The 20,061-nt window shown below is 60.9% G+C and carries 18 protein-coding genes; 6 read left to right on the top strand and 12 right to left on the bottom strand.

Features of this window, described 5'->3' with window-relative positions; genetic code table 11:
• The first annotated feature begins 207 nt into the window (after window positions 1–207).
• From O3S81_RS18185 to O3S81_RS18175, 3 genes are all read left to right on the top strand, one after another.
• Window positions 208–1,386 (top strand): hypothetical protein, encoded by a 1,179-nt coding sequence (locus tag O3S81_RS18185; RefSeq protein WP_269345413.1) that lies wholly within the window; start codon window positions 208–210, stop codon window positions 1,384–1,386.
• A gap of 111 nt (window positions 1,387–1,497) precedes the next feature.
• Window positions 1,498–2,139, top strand: coding sequence for a DUF1007 family protein (locus O3S81_RS18180; RefSeq protein WP_269345412.1), 642 nt, complete (start codon window positions 1,498–1,500; stop codon window positions 2,137–2,139).
• Entirely contained in the window at window positions 2,133–3,194 is a 1,062-nt protein-coding gene (locus tag O3S81_RS18175) for a nickel/cobalt transporter (RefSeq protein ID WP_269345410.1), read from the top strand. Before O3S81_RS18180 ends, O3S81_RS18175 begins: the two co-directional genes overlap by 7 nt.
• Here O3S81_RS18175 and O3S81_RS18170 read toward each other — a convergent pair.
• The 4 genes from O3S81_RS18170 to O3S81_RS18155 form a co-directional block, all read right to left on the bottom strand.
• On the bottom strand, window positions 3,185–3,421 hold the full coding sequence (locus O3S81_RS18170; RefSeq protein ID WP_269345408.1) for a hypothetical protein: 237 nt from the start codon (window positions 3,419–3,421) through the stop codon (window positions 3,185–3,187). The two genes, O3S81_RS18175 and O3S81_RS18170, sit on opposite strands and share 10 nt — an antisense overlap.
• A complete protein-coding gene (locus O3S81_RS18165) occupies window positions 3,408–4,100 on the bottom strand; it encodes a GNAT family N-acetyltransferase (protein ID WP_269345406.1) in 693 nt (230 codons plus the stop codon). The genes O3S81_RS18170 and O3S81_RS18165 overlap by 14 nt, the downstream gene beginning before the upstream one ends.
• 278 nt (window positions 4,101–4,378) lie before the next feature.
• A complete protein-coding gene (locus O3S81_RS18160; protein ID WP_269345404.1) occupies window positions 4,379–5,074 on the bottom strand; it encodes a tellurite resistance TerB family protein in 696 nt (231 codons plus the stop codon).
• Between the two features lie 108 nt (window positions 5,075–5,182).
• Window positions 5,183–5,821, bottom strand: coding sequence for a 2-dehydro-3-deoxy-phosphogluconate aldolase (locus tag O3S81_RS18155; protein ID WP_003499143.1), 639 nt, complete (start codon window positions 5,819–5,821; stop codon window positions 5,183–5,185).
• 170 nt (window positions 5,822–5,991) lie between these two features.
• Here O3S81_RS18155 and O3S81_RS18150 point away from each other — a divergent pair, with 170 nt between their 5' ends.
• The 3 genes from O3S81_RS18150 to trhO all read left to right on the top strand — a co-directional run bounded on the left by O3S81_RS18150 (window position 5,992) and on the right by trhO (window position 8,555).
• Entirely contained in the window at window positions 5,992–6,480 is a 489-nt protein-coding gene (locus O3S81_RS18150; protein ID WP_269345400.1) for a CYTH domain-containing protein, read from the top strand.
• A complete protein-coding gene (locus O3S81_RS18145) occupies window positions 6,464–7,372 on the top strand; it encodes a CHAD domain-containing protein (protein WP_269345399.1) in 909 nt (302 codons plus the stop codon). Before O3S81_RS18150 ends, O3S81_RS18145 begins: the two co-directional genes overlap by 17 nt.
• A 238-nt stretch (window positions 7,373–7,610) precedes the next feature.
• Complete coding sequence (trhO, locus tag O3S81_RS18140) at window positions 7,611–8,555, top strand: oxygen-dependent tRNA uridine(34) hydroxylase TrhO (protein WP_269345398.1); 945 nt, start codon at window positions 7,611–7,613, stop codon at window positions 8,553–8,555.
• 152 nt (window positions 8,556–8,707) lie between these two features.
• Here trhO and O3S81_RS18135 read toward each other — a convergent pair whose 3' ends face one another.
• The 8 genes from O3S81_RS18135 to xylB form a co-directional block, all read right to left on the bottom strand.
• Complete coding sequence (locus O3S81_RS18135) at window positions 8,708–10,951, bottom strand: bifunctional diguanylate cyclase/phosphodiesterase (RefSeq protein ID WP_269345397.1); 2,244 nt, start codon at window positions 10,949–10,951, stop codon at window positions 8,708–8,710.
• Between the two features lie 196 nt (window positions 10,952–11,147).
• Window positions 11,148–11,927 (bottom strand): MetQ/NlpA family ABC transporter substrate-binding protein, encoded by a 780-nt coding sequence (locus tag O3S81_RS18130; RefSeq protein WP_269345395.1) that lies wholly within the window; start codon window positions 11,925–11,927, stop codon window positions 11,148–11,150.
• Window positions 11,928–11,960: 33 nt separating this feature from the next.
• Window positions 11,961–12,629, bottom strand: coding sequence for a methionine ABC transporter permease (locus O3S81_RS18125; protein WP_269345393.1), 669 nt, complete (start codon window positions 12,627–12,629; stop codon window positions 11,961–11,963).
• Complete coding sequence (locus O3S81_RS18120; RefSeq protein ID WP_269345391.1) at window positions 12,619–13,734, bottom strand: methionine ABC transporter ATP-binding protein; 1,116 nt, start codon at window positions 13,732–13,734, stop codon at window positions 12,619–12,621. Before O3S81_RS18120 ends, O3S81_RS18125 begins: the two co-directional genes overlap by 11 nt.
• 293 nt (window positions 13,735–14,027) lie before the next feature.
• Window positions 14,028–14,657 (bottom strand): NAD(P)H-dependent oxidoreductase, encoded by a 630-nt coding sequence (locus O3S81_RS18115; RefSeq protein ID WP_269345389.1) that lies wholly within the window; start codon window positions 14,655–14,657, stop codon window positions 14,028–14,030.
• Window positions 14,658–14,952: 295 nt separating this feature from the next.
• Complete coding sequence (locus tag O3S81_RS18110) at window positions 14,953–16,332, bottom strand: GH1 family beta-glucosidase (protein WP_269345387.1); 1,380 nt, start codon at window positions 16,330–16,332, stop codon at window positions 14,953–14,955.
• A 721-nt stretch (window positions 16,333–17,053) separates the two neighbouring features.
• Window positions 17,054–18,364: a xylose isomerase gene (gene xylA, locus O3S81_RS18105; RefSeq protein WP_269345385.1), complete on the bottom strand. Its 1,311-nt coding sequence runs from the start codon at window positions 18,362–18,364 to the stop codon at window positions 17,054–17,056.
• A gap of 232 nt (window positions 18,365–18,596) precedes the next feature.
• Entirely contained in the window at window positions 18,597–20,051 is a 1,455-nt protein-coding gene (gene xylB, locus O3S81_RS18100) for a xylulokinase (RefSeq protein ID WP_269345780.1), read from the bottom strand.
• Window positions 20,052–20,061 lie beyond the last annotated feature (10 nt).

Raw genomic sequence — 20,061 nt, 5'->3', positions numbered from 1 at the left:
TAATTCAAGCAAAGGCTAATATTACAATAAACGATTAACACTAATACTTGTAATTTTAATTAAATTTTAAAATCCATCCATCCGCATCTTCCCTCCCTTTCCGCACATTTCCAGTCACCACCCGTGCCGCGACAGTAAAGTGGCGCAGCGAAACTTTATTAACCATCCAAATATAAGATATTGCTTAATTAGAGACCGGAGATGCGAATGCGGCTGGGGGGATACATCGCGCTTGTTCTTTGGCTTGCCTGCGCCTGCGGCGCGCGGGCGGGTGAAAAGGCCGATGAGCACAACATCACCTATAAATCCGGTATCGTCTATGACACCAATTATTTCGCCGACACCAACCGGTTGAGCGCAATTTCGCTGCGCGCCGGCTTTGGGCTCAACGGCAAGATCGCATTGGAGGGGGCGGAGCTGCGTTATTCGCTGGAACAGGAGGAAGTCCGCCTGCCCCGCTACCGTTTCGCCAACGAACATAATACCATCGCCTCGCTGGGGCTGACGAAACGCTTCTCCGAAAAGCTGGAATGGGCCGTGGAACTGCGCGGCACCCGCAGCGATGCCGGCGATATATTCCTGCATCTGCCCGAGGAAGACATCGGCTACCGGCAGCTGGATCACAAGCTGGAGGCCTCTTCCCGGCTCGGCCTGCTTGCGCTTGGCGGCAAGACCACGCTGACGGCGAGCCTTGCCAGCCTGATGAAGGGCAAGGCGCGTTTCCGCCCGGCCTATTTCGAGCCCACGCGGCTGGAGGCCAACGAGGCGCTTCTGTCCCTCAAGGCCGAATATGAGCGGCCGCTGACCGGCGGCGAAGCCGGATTGACGATTGCCTATGACCGCATTCTCGTGCCGCAAGGGCAGCGGGAGAAATATGAGCGGTTCCAGGCCAATACGCTGCGCGGTTCTTTGGCCTATGGCTACAGGTTCTCCGACCGTTTCGCGGTTCTGGCCGAAGCGGGCCTGACGACCATCGCCGGTGACGAGATCAGCGACAAGGTGAAACGCTCGCGGCCCTATCTCAGGGCGGAAGCGGAGATGAAGGCCACCGACCGCATCGCCTTCGGCGTCGGCTTTTCGCAGGATTACGCGCTTTTCGATCCGGATGATCCCATTGCCGAATTTCACCGCCGCTGGCAATTCGTCGTAAAAAGCAGGCTTTCCGAGAAAGTGGGGCTCGATCTTGCCCTGCACCGTGTCCACAAGGACTGGATCTATTATAACTATGACAGCAGCGAGCGCCGATTGGTCGCCACGCTGTCTTTCGACACCGGTAAGAACAGCAAGCTGGAAGTGGAATTCAACCGTCTTCTGCATGGCGAGCGGGACACCGACTTCTCCTATAGCGGCTCCAGCATCACCTCCCGTTTCAGCGGCACCTTCTGAGATAGACCGCCCCGCCCGCGCGACGCATCAAACGGCACGGCAGGTCGAAATTCGGTCCCATTTTCTGTTACAGTCGGGCCGTCGAGATTCGAAGGCAGGACAGACCGGATAATGAACAGACGATTTTTGCTCCTCGCGGCCGGCCTTGCCTGCATTCCCGTCGCGGCCTCCGCGCATCCGCATATCTTTGCCGAAGCGCGCATGGAAATTGTCGAGGGACCGAACGGCACCGTTCAGGAAGTGCGCAACATCTGGCGTTTCGACGAGATGTTCTCGGCAAGCGTGGTGATGGATTACGACAAGAACAGCGATCTGAAGCTGGACAAGGACGAGCTCGCCGATATCGGCAATACGGTTCTGGAATCGCTTGCCGAATATTCCTATTACACCTTCATCACCGCCAATGGAAAACCGGTGGAGTTCGGAAAACCCGACGCCATTCACGTCGATTACAAGGATCAGCAGATCCTGATGTTCTTTTCCGTGAAGCCGAACAAACCTCTCGCCATCAAGGGCAAGCTGAGTTTCGGCGCCTGGGATCCGACCATGTATACGGCGATCGACTTCGCCAAGGACGGTGATATCGCCACCGAAGGCAAGGACCTCAATGCCTGCAAACACCATATCGTCCGGCCCGATCCCGACGAGGTGATTTCGCAGAACCAGGGCACGCTCACCGATGCCTTCTTCAACGACCCGACCGGCACCGACATGACCAAGCTCTTCGCCACCCGGCTGGAGGTGACATGCTGAGCCGCAGGGCGGGCCTGACGGCAAGCCTCTTCGCCGTCGCCATCGGCCTGCTTGCGGCAGCCGGCGCCGCCCATGCGCAGTCACCGCTCGGCATCGGCTCGGCCGAGCCGTCCTTTTCCGTCGGCGGGCCGTTTGGACCGCTGATGCAATGGATCAATGTGCACCAGCAGATGTTTTATCGCGCATTGACCGGCGCGTTGAAGGCCATGCGTGAGGATGGCTGGGCGCTGGGTTCGCTGATCGGCCTTTCTTTTGCCTATGGCGTTTTCCATGCCGCCGGCCCCGGCCACGGCAAGGCGGTCATCTCGTCATATATGATCGCCAATGAAACGCAGCTGAAACGCGGCATTCTCATTTCCTTCGTCTCGGCGCTCATTCAGGGCGCCGTCGCCATCGGCCTCGTCGGTGCCGCATGGCTCGTGCTGCGCGGCACCTCCATCACCATGACGAAAGCGACGCAGGCGATGGAAATCGCCAGTTTCGCCATGGTCGCCCTGTTCGGCGCCTGGCTTCTGGTGCGAAAACTCTGGTCGCTGCGCATCCGGCGCGAACCCGTCGCCGTCTTCGCCACGGCGGGCGAAACCCCGGCCGGCAGAACCACCGGCATGGGCACGGGGCTCAGATTTCAGGGAAAACCGGTTTTTGCCGATCACGACCATGACGGCACCGGTGATCTCTGCGCGGCCTGCGGCAAATCCCATGCGCCCGATCCCATGCTGTTGAAGGGCCGGAATTTCAGCCTGCAGGAAGCCTGGTCGGCCATCATCGCCGTAGGGCTCCGCCCCTGTTCGGGCGCAATCATCGTCATGAGCTTCGCGCTTTTGAACGGGCTTTTTCTCGGCGGCGTGCTCTCCGTGCTTGCCATGTCGCTCGGCACCGCCATCACGGTGTCGCTGCTCGCCACCATGGCCGTGTCGGCCAAGGGCCTCGCCGTGCGTTTCGCTGGCCCCGGCAGCCGCAAGGCAGCCAGCATCAGCCACGCGATCGAAATCGCCGGCGCGCTGTTCGTGCTGTTGATGGGCCTGATGCTGCTCGGCGCGTCGCTTCAGTCCTGACCGTCGCGGCGGCGCTGATAACGCGCGCGCAGCCAGAACAGCAGGAAGAAACACAGCACCGCCACCGTGCCGAAGGCCGCCGCCAGCCAGGGCGAATATTCACCCAGCCACAGCATGATTTTCGGCATGATGAAGAATATCAGCCCGAAGCCGATGATGATGGCGGCGGCGGCAATGGCCGGCGACCGATCCTTCTTCGCTGGCGTTTGCTTCTCATTTCCCGGCATGAGCAAGCTCCGCGCGAATATCCTCGAGCTTGCGCTTCTGCGTGCCATCGGCCGCAAAATTCTCCGGCGAAAGCCAGGCCTCGAAGGCCTTGCCGATCAGCGGCCATTCGCCGTCGATCATCGAAAACCACGCCGTATCGCGGTTCTCACCCTTCGAGATCATATGCTGGCGGAAAACGCCCTCGAAGCTGAAGCCGTAACGTTTCGCGGTGATCTTGGAAGGTTCGTTTTCGTTGTGGCACTTCCACTCGTAGCGGCGATACCCCAGATCCTCGAACACATGTTTCGCCATCAGGTAATGGGCTTCCGTCGCAAGGGGCGAGCGCTTCATCTTCGCGCCATGGGCGACGGAACCGACCTCGACCACGCCATTGGCGGGATCGGGCCGCATGTAGCTCGCCATGCCGACGACGTCGCCGGTGGTGTTTTCGATAAAGATGAGCGTGACCCAGTTGAGCTTCTCACCCGCGCCGATGAGCCAGTCGCCAAAGGCATCGGCACCAGGAAAGGCGCTTTGCGGGAAATATTTGAGAAGCGCATTCACGCCCTCGCCGCCCAGTGCGGCCCAGAGCTTTGCGAGATGTTTTGCGCGATCAAACGGCTCGGCCGTCACATAACGACCCTTCAGCACCACCGGCTGCGGCGCCGGGCATCCCTTGAAATCACTCAGATCACGCATTCTCTTCCCCATTTGCTGGGAGAAGGATTAGGGCAAGCGGGGCGGGATGACAACAGTGGATGTGGGGGGCGATGCGGTGAGCTTGTCGGGTGGCGCTCACCCCCCTCTGCCCTGCCGGGCATCTCCCCCACAAGGGGGGAGATCAGCAGGAGGCGCTACCACCACTTCATTCGCAAAGGTTGAGATGGGCGAGACCTAACCGCTTGTCGATCTCCCCCCTTGTGGGGGAGATGCCCGGCAGGGCAGAGGGGGTGAAGCCACGCCCTCCGCCTCCAACCTCAAACCTTCGCCGCCACCACTGTCGTCTCGATATGATCGACCAGCGCATCCGGCAGCCCAAGACGCCCGGCGAGAAGGTCGAGATAACCGCGTTCCGCGCGTGAATCGGCCTCGATGGCAAGCCGCGAGGCGGTGTAGATTTCCACCTTCTGCTCTTCCGTCCGGGCGGCAGCCACCAGCGCGTCGATGTCGAGCGGATCGGCCAGTTCCTTTTCAAGGAAACGTTCGGCCTCCGTGTCGAGACCGGAGACCTGCACCTTTTCCATGATGTTGGCGCGCTCCTTCTCATCGATATGACCATCTGCCTTGGCGGCGGCGATCATGGCCTGGATGAGCTTCAGCGCGAAATCGTTGGAAAGGGCCGGCGACTGCGGGTGAAAGGCGGAATCGGCGGGCGGGGCAAGAAGCTCCGGCTCGGGTTTCGGCGCGGCTTCCGGCGTCTGTCCGGATTTGTAGTTCTTGTAGGCGAGATAACCGAGGCCGGCGATGGCCGCGACGCCGCCAATGGTGGCGACATTGCCGGCAAGCTTGCGGCCCGTCTTGGTGCCCAGAATGGCGGCGGCAAGGGCACCGGCCTTGAGGGGATTGTTTCTGGCGATATCGGCGGCCTGCCCGGCTCTGTCACGGACGCTTCCCGAAAGGCCCGGCACCTGAGAGCCGAGGAATTGTTCAAGAAGCTTCTTGGCGTCGAACATCAAAATCTCCTGTAAGGGTCAAATCTACAGGGGAGATAGGAAGCCGTGGGCCGAATACAAATGTCAAACCCGCTCACGCCTTCGTGAACGGGTTTGACAGGACGCAAATCAGCCGCGCAGCGCAGCTGCTTCCGCGGCAAGCTTGGTGATGCCCGCCCAGTCGCCGGTCGCCACCAGTTCACGCGGGGCAACCCAGGAGCCGCCGACGCAGACGACGTTCGGCAGCGACAGGTAATCATTGGCGTTCTTCAGCGACACGCTGCCGGTCGGGCAGAACACGGTGCCGGCGAGCGGCGAAGACAGCGCCTTGAGGTAGGGCGCGCCGCCAGCCTGTTCGGCCGGGAAGAACTTCAGAACCTTGTAGCCCTCGTCGCGCAGCGCCATGACTTCGCTGGCGGTGGCAGCGCCCGGAAGCAGCGGCACCTTTGAACCGCGCGCGGCTTCCAGCACGCTTTTATTGATGCCGGGGCTGACGATGAAGGTGGAGCCCGCCTCGGCCGCCGCTTCGAAATCCTTCGCGTTGAGGATGGTGCCGGCACCGACATTGGCGCCTTCCACTTCCGCGGCAACCGCGCGGATGGCATCGAGTGCGGCCGGTGTGCGCATGGTGATCTCGATTGCCTTCAGGCCGCCTGCGACCAAAGCGCGCGCGAGCGGCACGGCAGATGCGGCATCATCCACGATCAGGACCGGCACGACCGGCTGAAGCTTGAGGATGGAGAGCAGTTTTTCGGAGTCCTGGGCCAAGATGAGCCTCCTTGCGCTATTGAAACGATTGAAATTCCGTCTACGAATTAGCCTGCCTCGCCTTTCATGTCGAGGCGCACCAGCCGCATTTTTATCCAGAGACTTCAATCAATTCACTTCATAAAAATGTCACACTGCGCTAGTCTGGCGCACCAGTTTGCGGAGTCAGCATGGCCAAGGAAATCGAACGGAAGTTTCTTGTTGCGGGCGGTGAATGGCGCGATGAAGTGACCCATAGCATGGCTTTCCGGCAGGCATATGTCGCTTCCATGGAACATCGTTCGGTCCGGGTGAGAATCGTCGATGGGCGTGATGCGACACTGACCATCAAGATCGGCGCGAGCGCGCTTGTCCGCGACGAATATGAATATTCCATCCCCCTGAAGGACGCGGAAGAGCTGATGGCGAGCGCCGCGGGCGTGGTGATCGAAAAGACGCGCCACACCGTCGATCATGGCGGTTTCACCTGGGAGATCGATGTTTTCGAGGGCAAATATCGTGGCCTGATCGTGGCCGAAGTGGAAATGGACGACGAAAACGCCAATCCGGACCTTCCCTTCTGGCTCGGAAAAGAAGTGACCGGCGACCGCCGCTTTTCCAATCAGTCGCTAGCCATGAACTGTCCGAACGGAGAGCTGTCGGATGTCCTTCAAAATTGACCCGAAAAAACCCTTCGGCGAAGAAGTCCGCCGTGTCGGACTGGAACTGATCGACGATACGATCACCATCCTTCGCGACCAGCCGGCCGGTTCGCATGAAGCGGTGCACGATGCCCGCAAACGTTTCAAGCGGCTGCGCGCGCTTTACCGCCTCATCCGCAGGGCGACGCCGGATTTCAGCCGTGATGAAAATGCCCGCTTCCGCGATATTGCCCGTTCTCTCGCCTTCGCGCGCGATGCCACGGCGCTGGTGGAAACGGCGGAATATCTCGAGGCCTTTGCGCTCTCCGAGACACAGGCGCAGGCGCTGCGCTCGATCACCGCAATGCTGCGCGAGCGCCGCGATTACGCCCTGGAACATGAGGCCGGTCTCGATGAGGCGATCGCCGCTGCCATTGCCGGCTGCGAAGAGGGGCGCAAGGCGCTCAAGGACCTGTCCCTGCCGGACGAGCTGAAGGACGCCGTCCGGCTGCTGCGGACAAGCTGGGCCAAACAGAGGAAAAGTGCACTCAAGGCGCTCGCCGATTGCCGTGAGCAGGCCGACGTCGAACATTTCCATGAATTGCGCAAGGCCGGGCAGGCCTATTGGATGCATCTGGGCCTGATGCGCCGGCTGTGGCCCTCCGCCATGCGCGCCAAACGGGCCGACACCAAGCGGCTGGTCGACATTCTCGGCCATGAACACGATCTCTCCATCCTCACAGCCATCGCCGATCGCGAGCCGGAACGCTTCGGCAATGGCGAGCGGCTGGCTCTGCTTCTCGATGCCATCATCGCCCGGCAGCAGGCGCTGCGCGCCGAAGGCCTTGAACTGGCGGACGAGGTCTTTTCCGAATCCGCCCGCACGGAAAGCCGTATCATCGGCCAGTTGTGGCGGCGGGCGGCGAAGTAGCCCGAACTTCTCACACGGTGCTCACCCACCTTCGTCATTCCGGCTCAAGGCCGGAATGACGAAGATGATATGCACTCCGCACAACGGTGAACTTTAGACTGCGGCGGCCTTTTTGCCCGCACACCACGGCGAAAGCGACCGGGGAACCCGCAAAACCTCCCGATTTGACGATTTTCAAAATAGCGCGACCCGCTGATAAATATTGCTTTGCGGCCGCCGTCGCTGTATTTCAGCGGCCATGACCGACACGACCATTCTCCCCCGCCCGGAAGTCTCTGGTGATTTCCTTGTGGCCGCGCTTTACCATTTCGCCCGCCTGCCGCGGTTCGAGAGCCTGCGTGAGCCGCTGTTCGAGCTCTGCCAGAAAAATGGCGTCAAGGGCACGCTGCTGCTCGCCGCCGAAGGCATCAACGGCACGATTGCCGGGCCGGATGTGGGCATTCATGCCGTCCTCGCCTTCTTGCGCGCCCAGCCGGAATTCGCCGCACTGGAGCACAAGGAAAGCCGCGCCTCGCACATGCCTTTCGTGCGGCTGAAGGTGAAGCTGAAGAAAGAAATCGTCACCATGGGCGTGCCGGATATCGATCCGAACCGCATCGTCGGCACCTATGTCGACCCGCAGGACTGGAACGCGCTGATCTCCGATCCGGACACCATCGTCATCGACACGCGCAACGATTACGAGACCGCCATCGGCGTCTTCAAGGGCGCGGTCGATCCGAAGACGAAAACCTTCCGCGAGTTTCCCGACTGGGTGAAGAACAATCCCGGCCTGCACAACAAGCCGAAGATCGCCATGTATTGCACCGGCGGCATCCGCTGCGAAAAGGCCACGGCCTTCATGAAGGAACAGGGTTTCGACGAGGTTTTCCACCTCAAGGGCGGCATCCTGAAGTATCTTGAAGAGGTGCCGGAAGAAGAGAGCCTGTGGGAAGGCGCCTGTTTCGTCTTCGACGAGCGCGTCTCGGTGGTGCACGGCCTTGCCGAAGGTGACCACCAGCTCTGCCACGCCTGCCGCAACCCGATCACGCCGGAAGTGCGCCTGTCTCCCAAATTCGAGGAAGGCGTTTCCTGCCCGAGCTGCTACGACGACCGCAGCGAGGAGGACCGCCAGCGGTTCCGCGACCGGCAGCAGCAGATCGAACTGGCGAAAAAGCGCGGCGAGCGGCATCTGGGACGGTGAGCCGGGGCGGCGGCCCATTTTCTTCCCCATCATGCCGAACTAGATCCGGCATCCAGCCACGGCGGGTCTGCGCTGTGAGAGGGGTCTTCAGCGATCGAGGACTTGATCGCGCTGGCCCCCGATCTAGTCCGGCGTGACGGCGTTCAAATCACTCACGCCCCCGCCCGCAGCGCAAACAGCGGCGCATCCTGCCCATCCAGCATGGCCGTGATCTCTTCCGCCGCAACGGGCTTCGAGAACAGGTAACCCTGCAATTCATCGCAGCCGCACAGATGCAGAATGGCCGCCTGCTCTTCGGTCTCGACGCCTTCGGCCGTCACCGGAATATCGAGCGATTTCGCCAGCGCCACCGTGGCCTGCAACATTTCCAGCGAGCGTCCGCCCTGCTCCAGCGCCATGATCAGCGATCGGTCGATCTTCATCCGGTCGAAACCGAAGCGGCGCAGATATCCGACGCTCGCAAAACCCGCGCCGAAATCGTCGAGCGCGATATGCAGGCCGAGCTGTTTCAGCTTGTCGATCGCCGCACTTGCCCGTTCCGGATGCTGGATGAAATAACCTTCCGTCATTTCCAGCCGCAGCCTTTCAAACGGTGTCTGCGTGGCCTCGAGAATATCCGCCACCTGGCCGGAAAACGCCGGATTGCGGAACTGTACCGGCGAAATATTTACGGAGAGCTTGATGGAGGGCCATTGCCGCGCCGTCTCGCAGGCCTTGCGCAGCACCAGAAGGCCGAGCCGGTCGATAAGACCGCTGGTTTCGGCAGCGGCGATGAAGATATCCGGCGGCACGAAACCGTAACCCGGCCTCTGCCAGCGAGCCAGCGCCTCCACGCCGGTGATGCAGCGCGTGGCGGCGCTGACGACCGGCTGATAGACCACCGAAATCTCGTCGTTCAAGATGGCGGAGCGCAGATCCGCTTCCAGCTGCAGCTTTTCCTCGCGCAGCGCATCCATCTTCAATTCGTAGGCGACATAACGGCCGCGACCGTTCTCCTTGGCCTGATACATGGCCATGTCGGCACGCCGCAGCAATTCCTCGCCATCTATATCACCGGCGCGGGAAACCGAGGTGCCGATGCTGCAGCCGATGCTCGCCACCCTTTCACCGATGCTGAAGGGTTCGGTGAAGAGTTCGAGAAGCGCCAGGCAAAGCTTGCGGCCTTCCAGCCAGACGTCATCCCCCTGGATGGCAATGGCGAATTCATCGCCGCCGAGCCGCGCCAGCACCGCACCTTCCGGCACCAGCACCCTCAGCGCCGCCGCCACGCCCTTGATAAGCCGGTCGCCGGCGGCATGGCCGTAGGAATCGTTGATCTCCTTGAAACCGTCGAGATCGAGATAAAGCAGCTTGATATCCGTCTTGTCGTGGCGGGCCCTGCCCACCATGCGGTTCAGGCGGGCAAAGAGCCCGGCGCGGTTGTCGAGCCCGCTCAACCGGTCGCGCAGCGCCTCTTCCCGCGCCGCCGCCTCATCCGCCTTCAACCGGTCGAGCGTGGCCGAGCCGATGATGAGCAGCACCAGGAAAAACGTTCCCGCGATGCCGAGCGCGGTGAAGACGACCGGCCGCGCCTCATGAAAACTGACATCTCCCGGCAGATGCGAGCGCCAGACGAGCCGGGCGAGTACCTGCCCCAGCGGATTGACGATATCCACATGGTTTGCGGCAGGCCCGTCGCCATATTGCAGTTCCAAACCCTCTATGACGTAGTTGCGGGCAAGCTTGTCCACCGTCGCCTGCTTGAGATGACGGGCAAACACCAGATAGCGCCGCTCTGCGCCGACCGACGGCAGCGCCCCGGACTTCATCCGCACCAGCGCGACACCGGCTGCGGCAATGCCATCGTCGGTTTTGATGAAACCCGTGACCTGCGAGGTGATGCCGGGACGCATGGCCTGCACGCGCGCGACCATTTCCTTGAGGCCGCCGGCAAAGTAGACGTCAGGCCTCCACGTCACGGGCTTGCCGTTCTGATAGGCCATGCGAACCTTGTCATTCTCGTCGATGATCACCGCGGTATCGAAAAGATCGTTATTGACCGTCATCTCGCCGTAATTGCTTGCCACCCAGTCGAAACGGTCGGGGGCATAGACATATTCGGCGGCATCGTCCCAGGCGGCATAGTCGTTCAGCGTCGCACCCAGCTGCTCGCGAAAGGTGACGAGCGCGCCCGCCGTTGTCTCGCGCGAGCGGGCATTGTCGAGCGAATTCGCCTTTTCGCGGACCTGGCTGAGGGCGGAAAGGACCAGCGCGGTGACGATGAGAAGCACCAGCGCGAAGGTGGACAACACGACGCCGACGGCGGTTCTGCGCCCGACCGGCAAATAGTCCCCAATGTTGCGCGGCGCAATCCGCATGAAATCCCCTTCGAAAGCATCATCTTGCGAAGGAAACATTCAGAAGCCGTTAAGCCGCATCACAACCCAGACCCGAAAAACAACGGGTATAAAACGACAGTTGGCGCGGGACCGTGAAAAATTCTTCCATAAAACGACAGGGGTTTTTCATGCAGGACCGATTTACGCCCATCCAGAAAACAAAAAACCTCCCCCGCGAACGGGAGAGGTCGTCATTTTTACAGTACGGCGCTTCTTACCAGGATGGAATGACCGTGCCGTTGTACTTCTCCAGAATGAAGGCCTTCACTTCCGGGCTCTGGTAGGATTCCACCAGCGTCTTCACCCACGGCTTGTCCTTGTCCTGCGCGCGAACGGCGATGACATTCGCATAAGGAGACTTTTCGCTTTCGATGGCAATGGAATCCTTCTTCGGGTTCAGGCCGGCAGCCGTCGCATAGTTGGTGTTGATCACCGAGGCGTCGGTATCGTCCAGCGAACGCGGCAGCTGGGCGGCGTCAAGCTCGACGATCTGGATGTTCTTCGGGTTTTCGGTGATGTCGGCAGGCGTTACCTTCAGGCCGGCTTCTTCCTTGACCTTGAGAACACCCTTGGAAGCGAGAACCAGCAGCGCACGGCCGCCATTGGTCGGGTCGTTCGGAATACCGACGGTTGCGCCGTCCTTCAGCTCGTCAAGGCTCTTCACCTTCTTGGAATAAACGCCCATCGGAGTGGTGATGGTGGTGCCGACGCTGACGAGATCGAACTTGCGGTCGGCGATCTGGTTGTCGAGGTAGGGCTGGTGCTGGAAGGAATTGGCCTGCAGCTCGCCATCATTCAGCGCCTGGTTCGGCACGACATAGTCGGAGAATTCGATGATGTCGATATCGAGGCCCTTGGCGGCCGCGATCTTCTTCACCTGCTCCATGATCTGCGCGTGCTCGGCGGGGGTGACGCCGATCTTGATGGTTTCCGCCAGCGCCTGACCGGCGGTGAAGAGAGCGGCGAGCGAAGCCGCGAGAATAAGTTTCTTCATGGGTGTCTCCTTGGGTTGTTATTATAAACGCAGTTAATTCTTGCGGGTCCGCTTGTCGAAGCTGCGCGCCAGCCGGTCTCCGGCGCTCTGCACCAGTTGCACCAGCACGATCAGCACCAGAACCACCGCCAGCATCACATCCGGCATGAAGCGCTGGTAACCGTAGCGAATGCCGAGATCGCCCAGCCCGCCGCCGCCGACCGCACCGACCATGGCCGAATAACCGATGAGGCTGACCAGCGTGAGCGTGAGCGCCAGCGTGATGCCGGGCTTGGCTTCGGCAAGCAGCACCTTGGTGACGATCTGCAACGGTGTCGCGCCCATGGCGCGGGCGGCCTCGATGAGACCCTTGTCCACCTCGCGGATCGCCGCTTCCACCAGCCTTGCGATGAAGGGAACGGTCGCGACCGTCAGCGGCACGATGGCCGCATTGGTGCCGATCGACGTGCCGGCGACGATACGGGTGAAGGGAATTATCGCCACCACCAGGATGATGAAGGGCGTGGAGCGCGCCGCATTCACGATGAGGCCGAGAATACGGTTGGTCATCGGTGCGGGAAACAGTTCACCCTTGCCACTGGTGGCGAGGAAAACGCCCATGGGCACGCCGATCAGCGAACCGACAATGCCGGCGACCGCGACCATGTGCAGGGTCTGCAACAGGCCCTTCGAGAGAAGGTTGAAGATCATATCAGGCGACATAACCGAGCACCTCCGTGTGAAGACCGGTTTCCGCATAAAAGCGGCTGGCGCGGGCGGTGACATCCGCCGAGGCCGGATAGGAGACGACGAGCGAACCAAAGGGCTCGCCGGAAATCTCCTCGATGGTGCCGGCAAGAATGTTCACATCCGGGCCGATTTCAGCAACGAGACGCGCCGTCAGCGGCTGGAAGGCCGTTTCGCCGAAGAACACCAGACGCACCAGAACGCGGTCGCCTTCCGCCGCCTGCGGCTTCAGCCCCGAGGTGACCCAGTGCGGCAGCTTCACGCCGACTGAGGACGACAGCAGGCTGCGGGTCGTCTCGTGTTTCGGCGCAGTGAAGATGTCGAAGGTCGTGCCTTCCTCGACGATCAGGCCCCTGTCGATGACGGCCACTTGCGAGGCGATGGTCTTCACCACCTCCATTTCGTGGGTGATGAGCAGCACGGTGAGGCCGAGTTCGGCATTGATGCGCTTGAGGAGCTCGAGAATGGATTGCGTTGTTTCCGGATCGAGCGCCGAGGTAGCCTCGTCGGAAAGGAGCAGCTTCGGCTGGGTGGCGAGCGCGCGGGCAATGCCGACACGCTGCTTCTGGCCACCCGAGAGTTCCGCCGGATAACGCTTCGCCTTATCGGAAAGGCCGACGAGATCGAGCAGCGGCGCGACGCGCGTTTCGATCTCCTTCTTGCCCAGGCCGGCGATTTCAAGCGGCAGCGCCACATTGTCGAAAGCCGTGCGTGAGGACAAAAGGTTGAAGTGCTGGAAGATCATGCCGACGGAACGGCGCAGCGTGCGCAGGCTCTTTTCGTCGAGCGCCGCGACATCGACGCCATCAACGACCACACGGCCGGTCGAGGGCTTTTCAAGGCCGTTGGCGAGCCGGATGAGCGTGGACTTGCCCGCACCGGAGCGACCGATGATGCCGGTGATGGAGCCTTTCGGTACGGTGTAGTCGATACCGGCAAGGGCTGCGAAGCCGGGCTTGCCGTCGGCGCCGCCAAAGGTCTTGGTCACGCCTTCAAACGTGACCATCGGCTCCTTTGCCGCCCCTTCCGGGACCGCCTGTTCTTTACGCGCGGGCGAGGCCGCACTGGATGGAAAACTCATTGTGAACTCTGGGAATGCGTGACGGATCGGGTCTCAAAAAATCCTGTTGCGGTGCTGAACCGCTCTCTTCATGCAGCCTTCGGGCACATTCGATGACAGCTGATTTTCCGGGTCATTTCGTCAGGCTTTCACTCAGAAATGCCGGGGATCGGCAATTCGATGGCGCATACTTGCCCGCACACGCCACCTTTTAACAGGGATGTTTTTTCAATTATCTGAAAAGAGAGAAAAAATCTACCGCAAAGCCGTGATAACGGCTCTGCGGCAGTGAAGCTTTTGCGAATAGCTTGAAATCAGACGCGGCTGACGAATTCTTCGGCCGGGCGGCGCACCTTCTTCAGGTTCACCAGCCAGTCGCCTTCCGGTTCACGATAACCGAGCGGCAGGATGGTGACGGAGCGCAGGCCCTTTTCACGCAGGCCGAGGATTTCATCGAGCTTGGCGGGATCAAAACCTTCCATCGGGGTGGAATCCACGCCCTCGAAGGCGGCCTGTGCCACGGCCATGCCGAAACCGATATAGGCCTGGCGGGCGGCGTGTTCGAAATTCACCTGCTGGTCGCGCTGCGGATAGGTGGTAAGCAGCATCTGGCGATAGGCTTCCCAGCCTTCATTCTTGATGCCGCGTTCTTCATTGACCAGATCGAACATGTGGTTGATCCGCTCTTCGGTGTAATTGTCCCATGCCGCAAAGACCAAGAGATGCGAACCATCGGTCACCTGCGCCTGGTTCCAGGCGATCTCGCGGATCTTGGCGCGCACTTCAGGATCGGTGACGACGATCACTTCGAAGGGCTGCAGGCCGCTGGAGGTGGGGGCAAGCCGCGCCGCCTCGACAATGCGCTCGACCTTGTCTTCAGACACGGTCTTGGCAGGATCCATTTTCTTGGTGGCATAACGCCAGTTGAGTTTTTCAATAAGCATCTTCGTTTTCCCTGGGAGGACCAGCCCGCCTTGCCCCTTGACCGGCAGAAACGGACGCTACGCCTTCGTAGCCCGTCTCACATAGGAGACGGGACGGCGGGCGCAAGCAGGCACCGCGAGGTAACCGATAAAAAAGTTGGGAAAACTGATAATAAGGGGAGAGAACTTTTTGACGCACCCGCCGCGCATCCTCGCAACGTCATCCTCGGCCCTGTGCCGAGAATCTAATCACGTTGAATAAAATCAGTAGGCAGCAGATCCTCGGGACAAGCCCGAGGATGACGGTGGAGAGGTCTTACCCCTTCGCCACGCCGTGGTTCCCCTTCGGGAAACCCGAGGCAAGCGTGCTATACCATTTGCCGCTGTTTTTCAGTGTCCGCACCTGCGTATCATAATCCACATGCACCAGACCGAAGCGCATGCGATAACCTTCGGCCCATTCAAAATTATCCATCAGGCTCCAGGCGAAATAACCGCGCATCGGATATCCGTCACGGATGAGATCGGCGACGATGCCGAGGTGTTCGGCGTAGTAATCGAGGCGCGGCTGGTCATCCACCTCGCCGTTTTCGACGCCCATATTATAGCAGGCGCCGTTTTCGGTGATGTAGCATTCCGGCAGGTCGTAACGCTTATAGAGGGTCTCGACCAGCGACTTGAGCGCCGGCGCGTAAACCTCCCAGCCGATATCGGTCTTCACATCGCTGACTGCGGGAGCCGGCGTGGTGGCGGGGAATTCCGCGCCCGGCGTCGCATCGTCGGCAACGCGCATCGGCGTGTAATAATTCAGGCCCCACCAGTCGAGCTTCTGGCTGATGATGGCTAGGTCTTCCGCCTCCACCACCGGCATGCGATCCCCCAAGGCTTGCATCATCTCGGCCGGATATTCGCCCTTGAAGACCGGATCGAAAAAGGCGCCATTGTGAAACTGGAAGGCCCGTTCGGCGGCCTTGAGATCGGCCTCGCTATCAGAAGCGGGAATGACGGAATGGGCGTTCAGCACCAGCCCCACCGGCACTTTCGGCGCGACATGGCGGGAGGCTTCCACACCGAAACCATGGGCGAGATTGATATGATGCATGGCGGCAAGGGCCGCCTCCATGTTGCGCTCGCCCGGCGCGTGAATGCCATAGAGATGGCTGAGCCACACCGCGCACCAGGGTTCGTTGAAGGTCGCCATCGCATCCAGCCGGTCGCCGAGACGGGCCATGACGGTCTTGGCATAGCGCTGGAAGGCGTGCGCGGTGGAGCGCGAGGCCCAGCCGCCATCACCCATCAGCGTCAGCGGCAGATCCCAATGGTAAAGCGTCGCATAGGTCTTGATGCCGCGCGCCTTGCAGCCATCGATGAGGCGGTCGTAAAAATCCAGGCCCTTTTCGTTGATCGGCCCGAAACCATCGGGAATGATGCGCGGCCAGGCAATGGAGAAACGATAGGCCTCGACACCCATCTCCTTGATGAGATCGAGGTCTTCTTCCCAGCGATTGTAATGGTCGCAGGCGATATCGCCATTGTGACGCCCGAAGACATGGCCCGGCATATTGCAGAAGGCATCCCAGATGGAGGGCTTGCGGCCATCCGCCTTGGTTGCGCCTTCGATCTGGAACGAGGCGGTCGCGACGCCGAACAGGAAATCACCGGGGAAACGGGCGGCAAGCGCTTTGGGATCGGTCATCTGAAAGGCCCTTCGTCATCCATCGAGCGTGAAAAGATCAGCAGCGGTTTAGACCATGTCGCTTGCGAGGTACAGTCGGGAGGCGTGAAATCTACAACGTTTCAGACTGCGCAGATAACAGGTCCAAAGCGCTTTGCATGCGGAGATGCCACCGCGACGGCACTGCCGGCGGCGCAGGAGACAGGCCCGGAGAATGCGGTTGGAATGGGAAGTGGTGGAAGTTTTGCATTCGCCGGGCCGCATCACCCAGACCGCAATCACGGCCCGTCGTCTACAGCCTTTTCACGGCATCTATCCGATCAGCCCTTCCCGCCTCTGGCCCGGCGGGACGCCTCTCCGAAACACGGTTTGCCAGAACCATGCTTGTCGATGCCGGCCTCCGGTTCGCGAAAGACGCCGCGCGTATCGCCCTTCCGTTCCGGTTGCGGGAAGAATGATGCGGCCAAATGGGGTGATGGGGATGGGAGAGGAAGGATTTTTTCGAAAGTGACTGAAAAGGATGGAGGGATGGCACAGAGTTGTCCTCGCCATTCGGAGAAGATCGCAAGCAAGCCCCCTCATCCGTCCCTTCGGGCCACCTTCTCCCCGGCGGGGAGAAGAAATGTGCAGAGCCCCCCGCGTTTGGCAAGGAGCGTGACGCTTGTTCTTCTCCCCGCCGGGGAGAAGTGCCGGAGCGAAGCGAGGCGATGAGGGGGCAACGCTGCCGCCCCCTTTGATCCCGTCAAACGTAACGATTGACCACGTTTTCGAGATATTCCTGGCGGCCGGACTTCGGCTCGGGGTTGATATCCTCACGCTCCACCAGCGCCGCGATCTCTTCGAGTTTCAGCTCGCCGCGCAGCATCTTCTGCGCTTCGGCAGAATCCCACTTGGCGTAACGCTCGGAAAGCGGCTTCGAGAGCGCGCCGTCCTCGACCATCTTCGCCGCCGCCTTCAGGCCGCGGGCGCAGCAATCCATGCCGCCGATATGGCCGATCAGCAGGTCCTGCGGATCGAGCGACTGGCGACGCAGCTTGGAATCGAAGTTGGTGCCGCCATTCTTGAAACCGCCACCAGCGAGAACATGGTAATAGGCAAGCGCCATTTCCGGCACGTTATTGGGGAACTGGTCGGTATCCCAGCCGGACTGGTAATCGTTGCGGTTCATGTCGATGGAGCCGAAAATGCCGAAGGCATTGGCCATGGCAAGCTCGTGTTCGAAGGAATGGCCGGCAAGGATGGCGTGGCCCTGCTCGATATTGACCTTCACTTCCTTTTCCAGCCCGTTCTTCTGCAGGAAGGCATAAACGGTGGCGACGTCGTAGTCATACTGGTGCTTGGTCGGCTCCTGCGGCTTGGGCTCGATCAGGATCGTGCCTTCGAAGCCGATCTTGTATTTATATTCCACCACCAGATTGAGGAAGCGGCCGAGCTGGTCGAGCTCGCGGGAAAGATCGGTGTTGAGCAGGGTCTCGTAACCTTCACGACCGCCCCACAGAACATAGTTCGCGCCGCCAAGCTTCTTGGTGGCATCCATGCAGGTCTTCACGGTTGCGGCGGAGAAAGCGAAGACATCCGGGTCGGGATTGGTTGCTGCACCGGACATGAAGCGACGGTTGGAGAAGAGGTTCGCCGTGCCCCAGAGGAGTTTCACGCCAGTCTGGGCCTGCTTTTCAGCAAAATAATCAACGATTTCGTTGAGGTTCTTCGTATTCTCGGCGAAGTTTTTGCCTTCCGGGCGCACGTCCGCGTCGTGGAAGCAATAAAATGGCGAACCGAGCAGCGAGAAAAATTCGAAGGCGACATCGGCCTTCAGCTTGGCGGCCTGCATCGTGTCTTCGAACCACGGGCGCTGGAAGGTCTGGCCACCAAAGGGGTCACCGCCCGGCCAGGTGAAGGTGTGCCAGTAAGCCACCGCAAAACGCAGGTGATCTTCCATGCGCTTGCCGGCGACGATCTCGTCGGGATTGTAATGGCGGAAGGCCAGCGGATTGGTGCTGTCGGGGCCTTCATATTTGATCTTGGCGATATCGCCGAAAAAACCTGTGCTCATGGTGATCCTCCTCTTGGGGTGGGTTTGGTTGGTGTTCGGTATAGGTTGGAGGGTGAGGCTCACCCCCCTCTGTCCTGCCGGACATCTCCCCCTCAAGGGAGGAGATCGACTCGCGGTTAGTTCTTGTCCTCACGTGAGGCTGAAGATGGAGCGAGAGGCAGCGCCCTGCTGATCTCCCCGCTTGAGGGAGATGTCCGGCAGGGCAGAGGGGGTAAACCGCGCACTCCGTGTCTCAATGCGAAAGCGCCCGAATAGCCGGATAAAGCGCGTGATACCGCCGGTAAGCCTCCTCATAGGCACCCGCCAGCGCCGCCACCGGCTCGATCGTCCGCGCCGTCTCCGGCTGCGAGCAGACGGCAACCGGATCGGCTCCGGTCGCGGCAATCAGGCCAAGGCGGGCGGCGCCGAAGGCGGCACCGAAATCGCCCTCGGCAGGAATATCGACGGGTACGCCGAGCGAGGTAGCGATCGAGGCCAGCCAATAGGCCGAGCGCGAGCCGCCGCCGATGGCGGTGACGCGGGAAATCGAGGTACCGGCGGATTTCAGCGCTTCGAGATTATCCCTGATCGCGAAGGTGACGCCTTCCAGCACGGCCTGGGTCAGCGCCTTGCGGTCGCTTTCATGCGACAGGCCGATGAAGGAGCCGCGAATGGCAGCGTCATTATGCGGCGTGCGCTCACCGGAGAGATAGGGCGCGAAAGTAGCACCGGTCGGCGCGAGAAGCGTCTCGCCCAGCTCGCTGGTCAGATCGGCAGCGGATTGGCCGGTGAGGCGCGAATACCAGTTCAACGCGTCTGTCGCGGAAAGGATGACGCCCATCTGGTGCCAGGTATTGGGCAATGCGTGGCAAAAGGCGTGCACTGCGCTTTCCGGCTTCGGCAGGTAAGACGCATTGGCGGCGAAAAGTACGCCCGATGTGCCGAGCGATACGAAGGCATGGCCTTCCTTCACCGTGCCCATGCCACAGGCCGAGGCCGCATTGTCACCCGCGCCACCGGCGACAACGACACGGCCGGAAATGCCCCATTCGGAAGCCAGTTCGGTGCGCAGAACGCCCGCCTCATCCGTGCCTTCCACCAGCGACGGCATGTGTTTCTCGTCAAGCCCGGTGGCGGCAAGAAGCTCGGAGGACCATTTGCGCGCACCGGTATCGAGCCAGGAGGTACCGGCGGAATCAGACATTTCCGAGATATATTCGCCGGTCAGCCACAGCCGCAGATAATCCTTCGGCAGCAATACCTTGGCGACTTTCGCGAAGATTTCAGGTTCGTTCTTCGCCACCCAGGCGAGCTTCGGCGCGGTGAAGCCGGGGAAGACGATATTGCCGGTGATCTTGCGGAAGCGCGGATCGGCATCGAGTGCGGCGGCTTCGGCATGGGAACGCGTGTCGTTCCACAGGATGCAGGGCCGCAGCACCTTGCCGTCCGCATCGATCAGCGTCGCGCCATGCATCTGGCCGGAAAGGCCGATGCCTTTCACGGCGGCCAGCTCCTTCGGAAACTTCTGCTTCAGGCCGGCAACGGCGGTTTTCGTCGCGGCAATCCAGTCCGCCGGGTCCTGTTCGGACCAGCCGTGATGCGGGCGCGAAACATCCAGTGAGCCGTTGGCCGAACCGATGATTTTCTGATCGCCGTCCATCAGCAGGGCTTTGACGCCGGATGTGCCAAGATCGAGACCGAGATACATATATTTCTCC

This window comes from Agrobacterium sp. SOY23 (assembly GCF_027212525.1).
In the GTDB taxonomy this organism is placed as follows: Bacteria; Pseudomonadota; Alphaproteobacteria; order Rhizobiales; family Rhizobiaceae; genus Agrobacterium; species Agrobacterium tumefaciens_I.
This window is presented reverse-complemented; position numbering and strand designations above follow the sequence as displayed.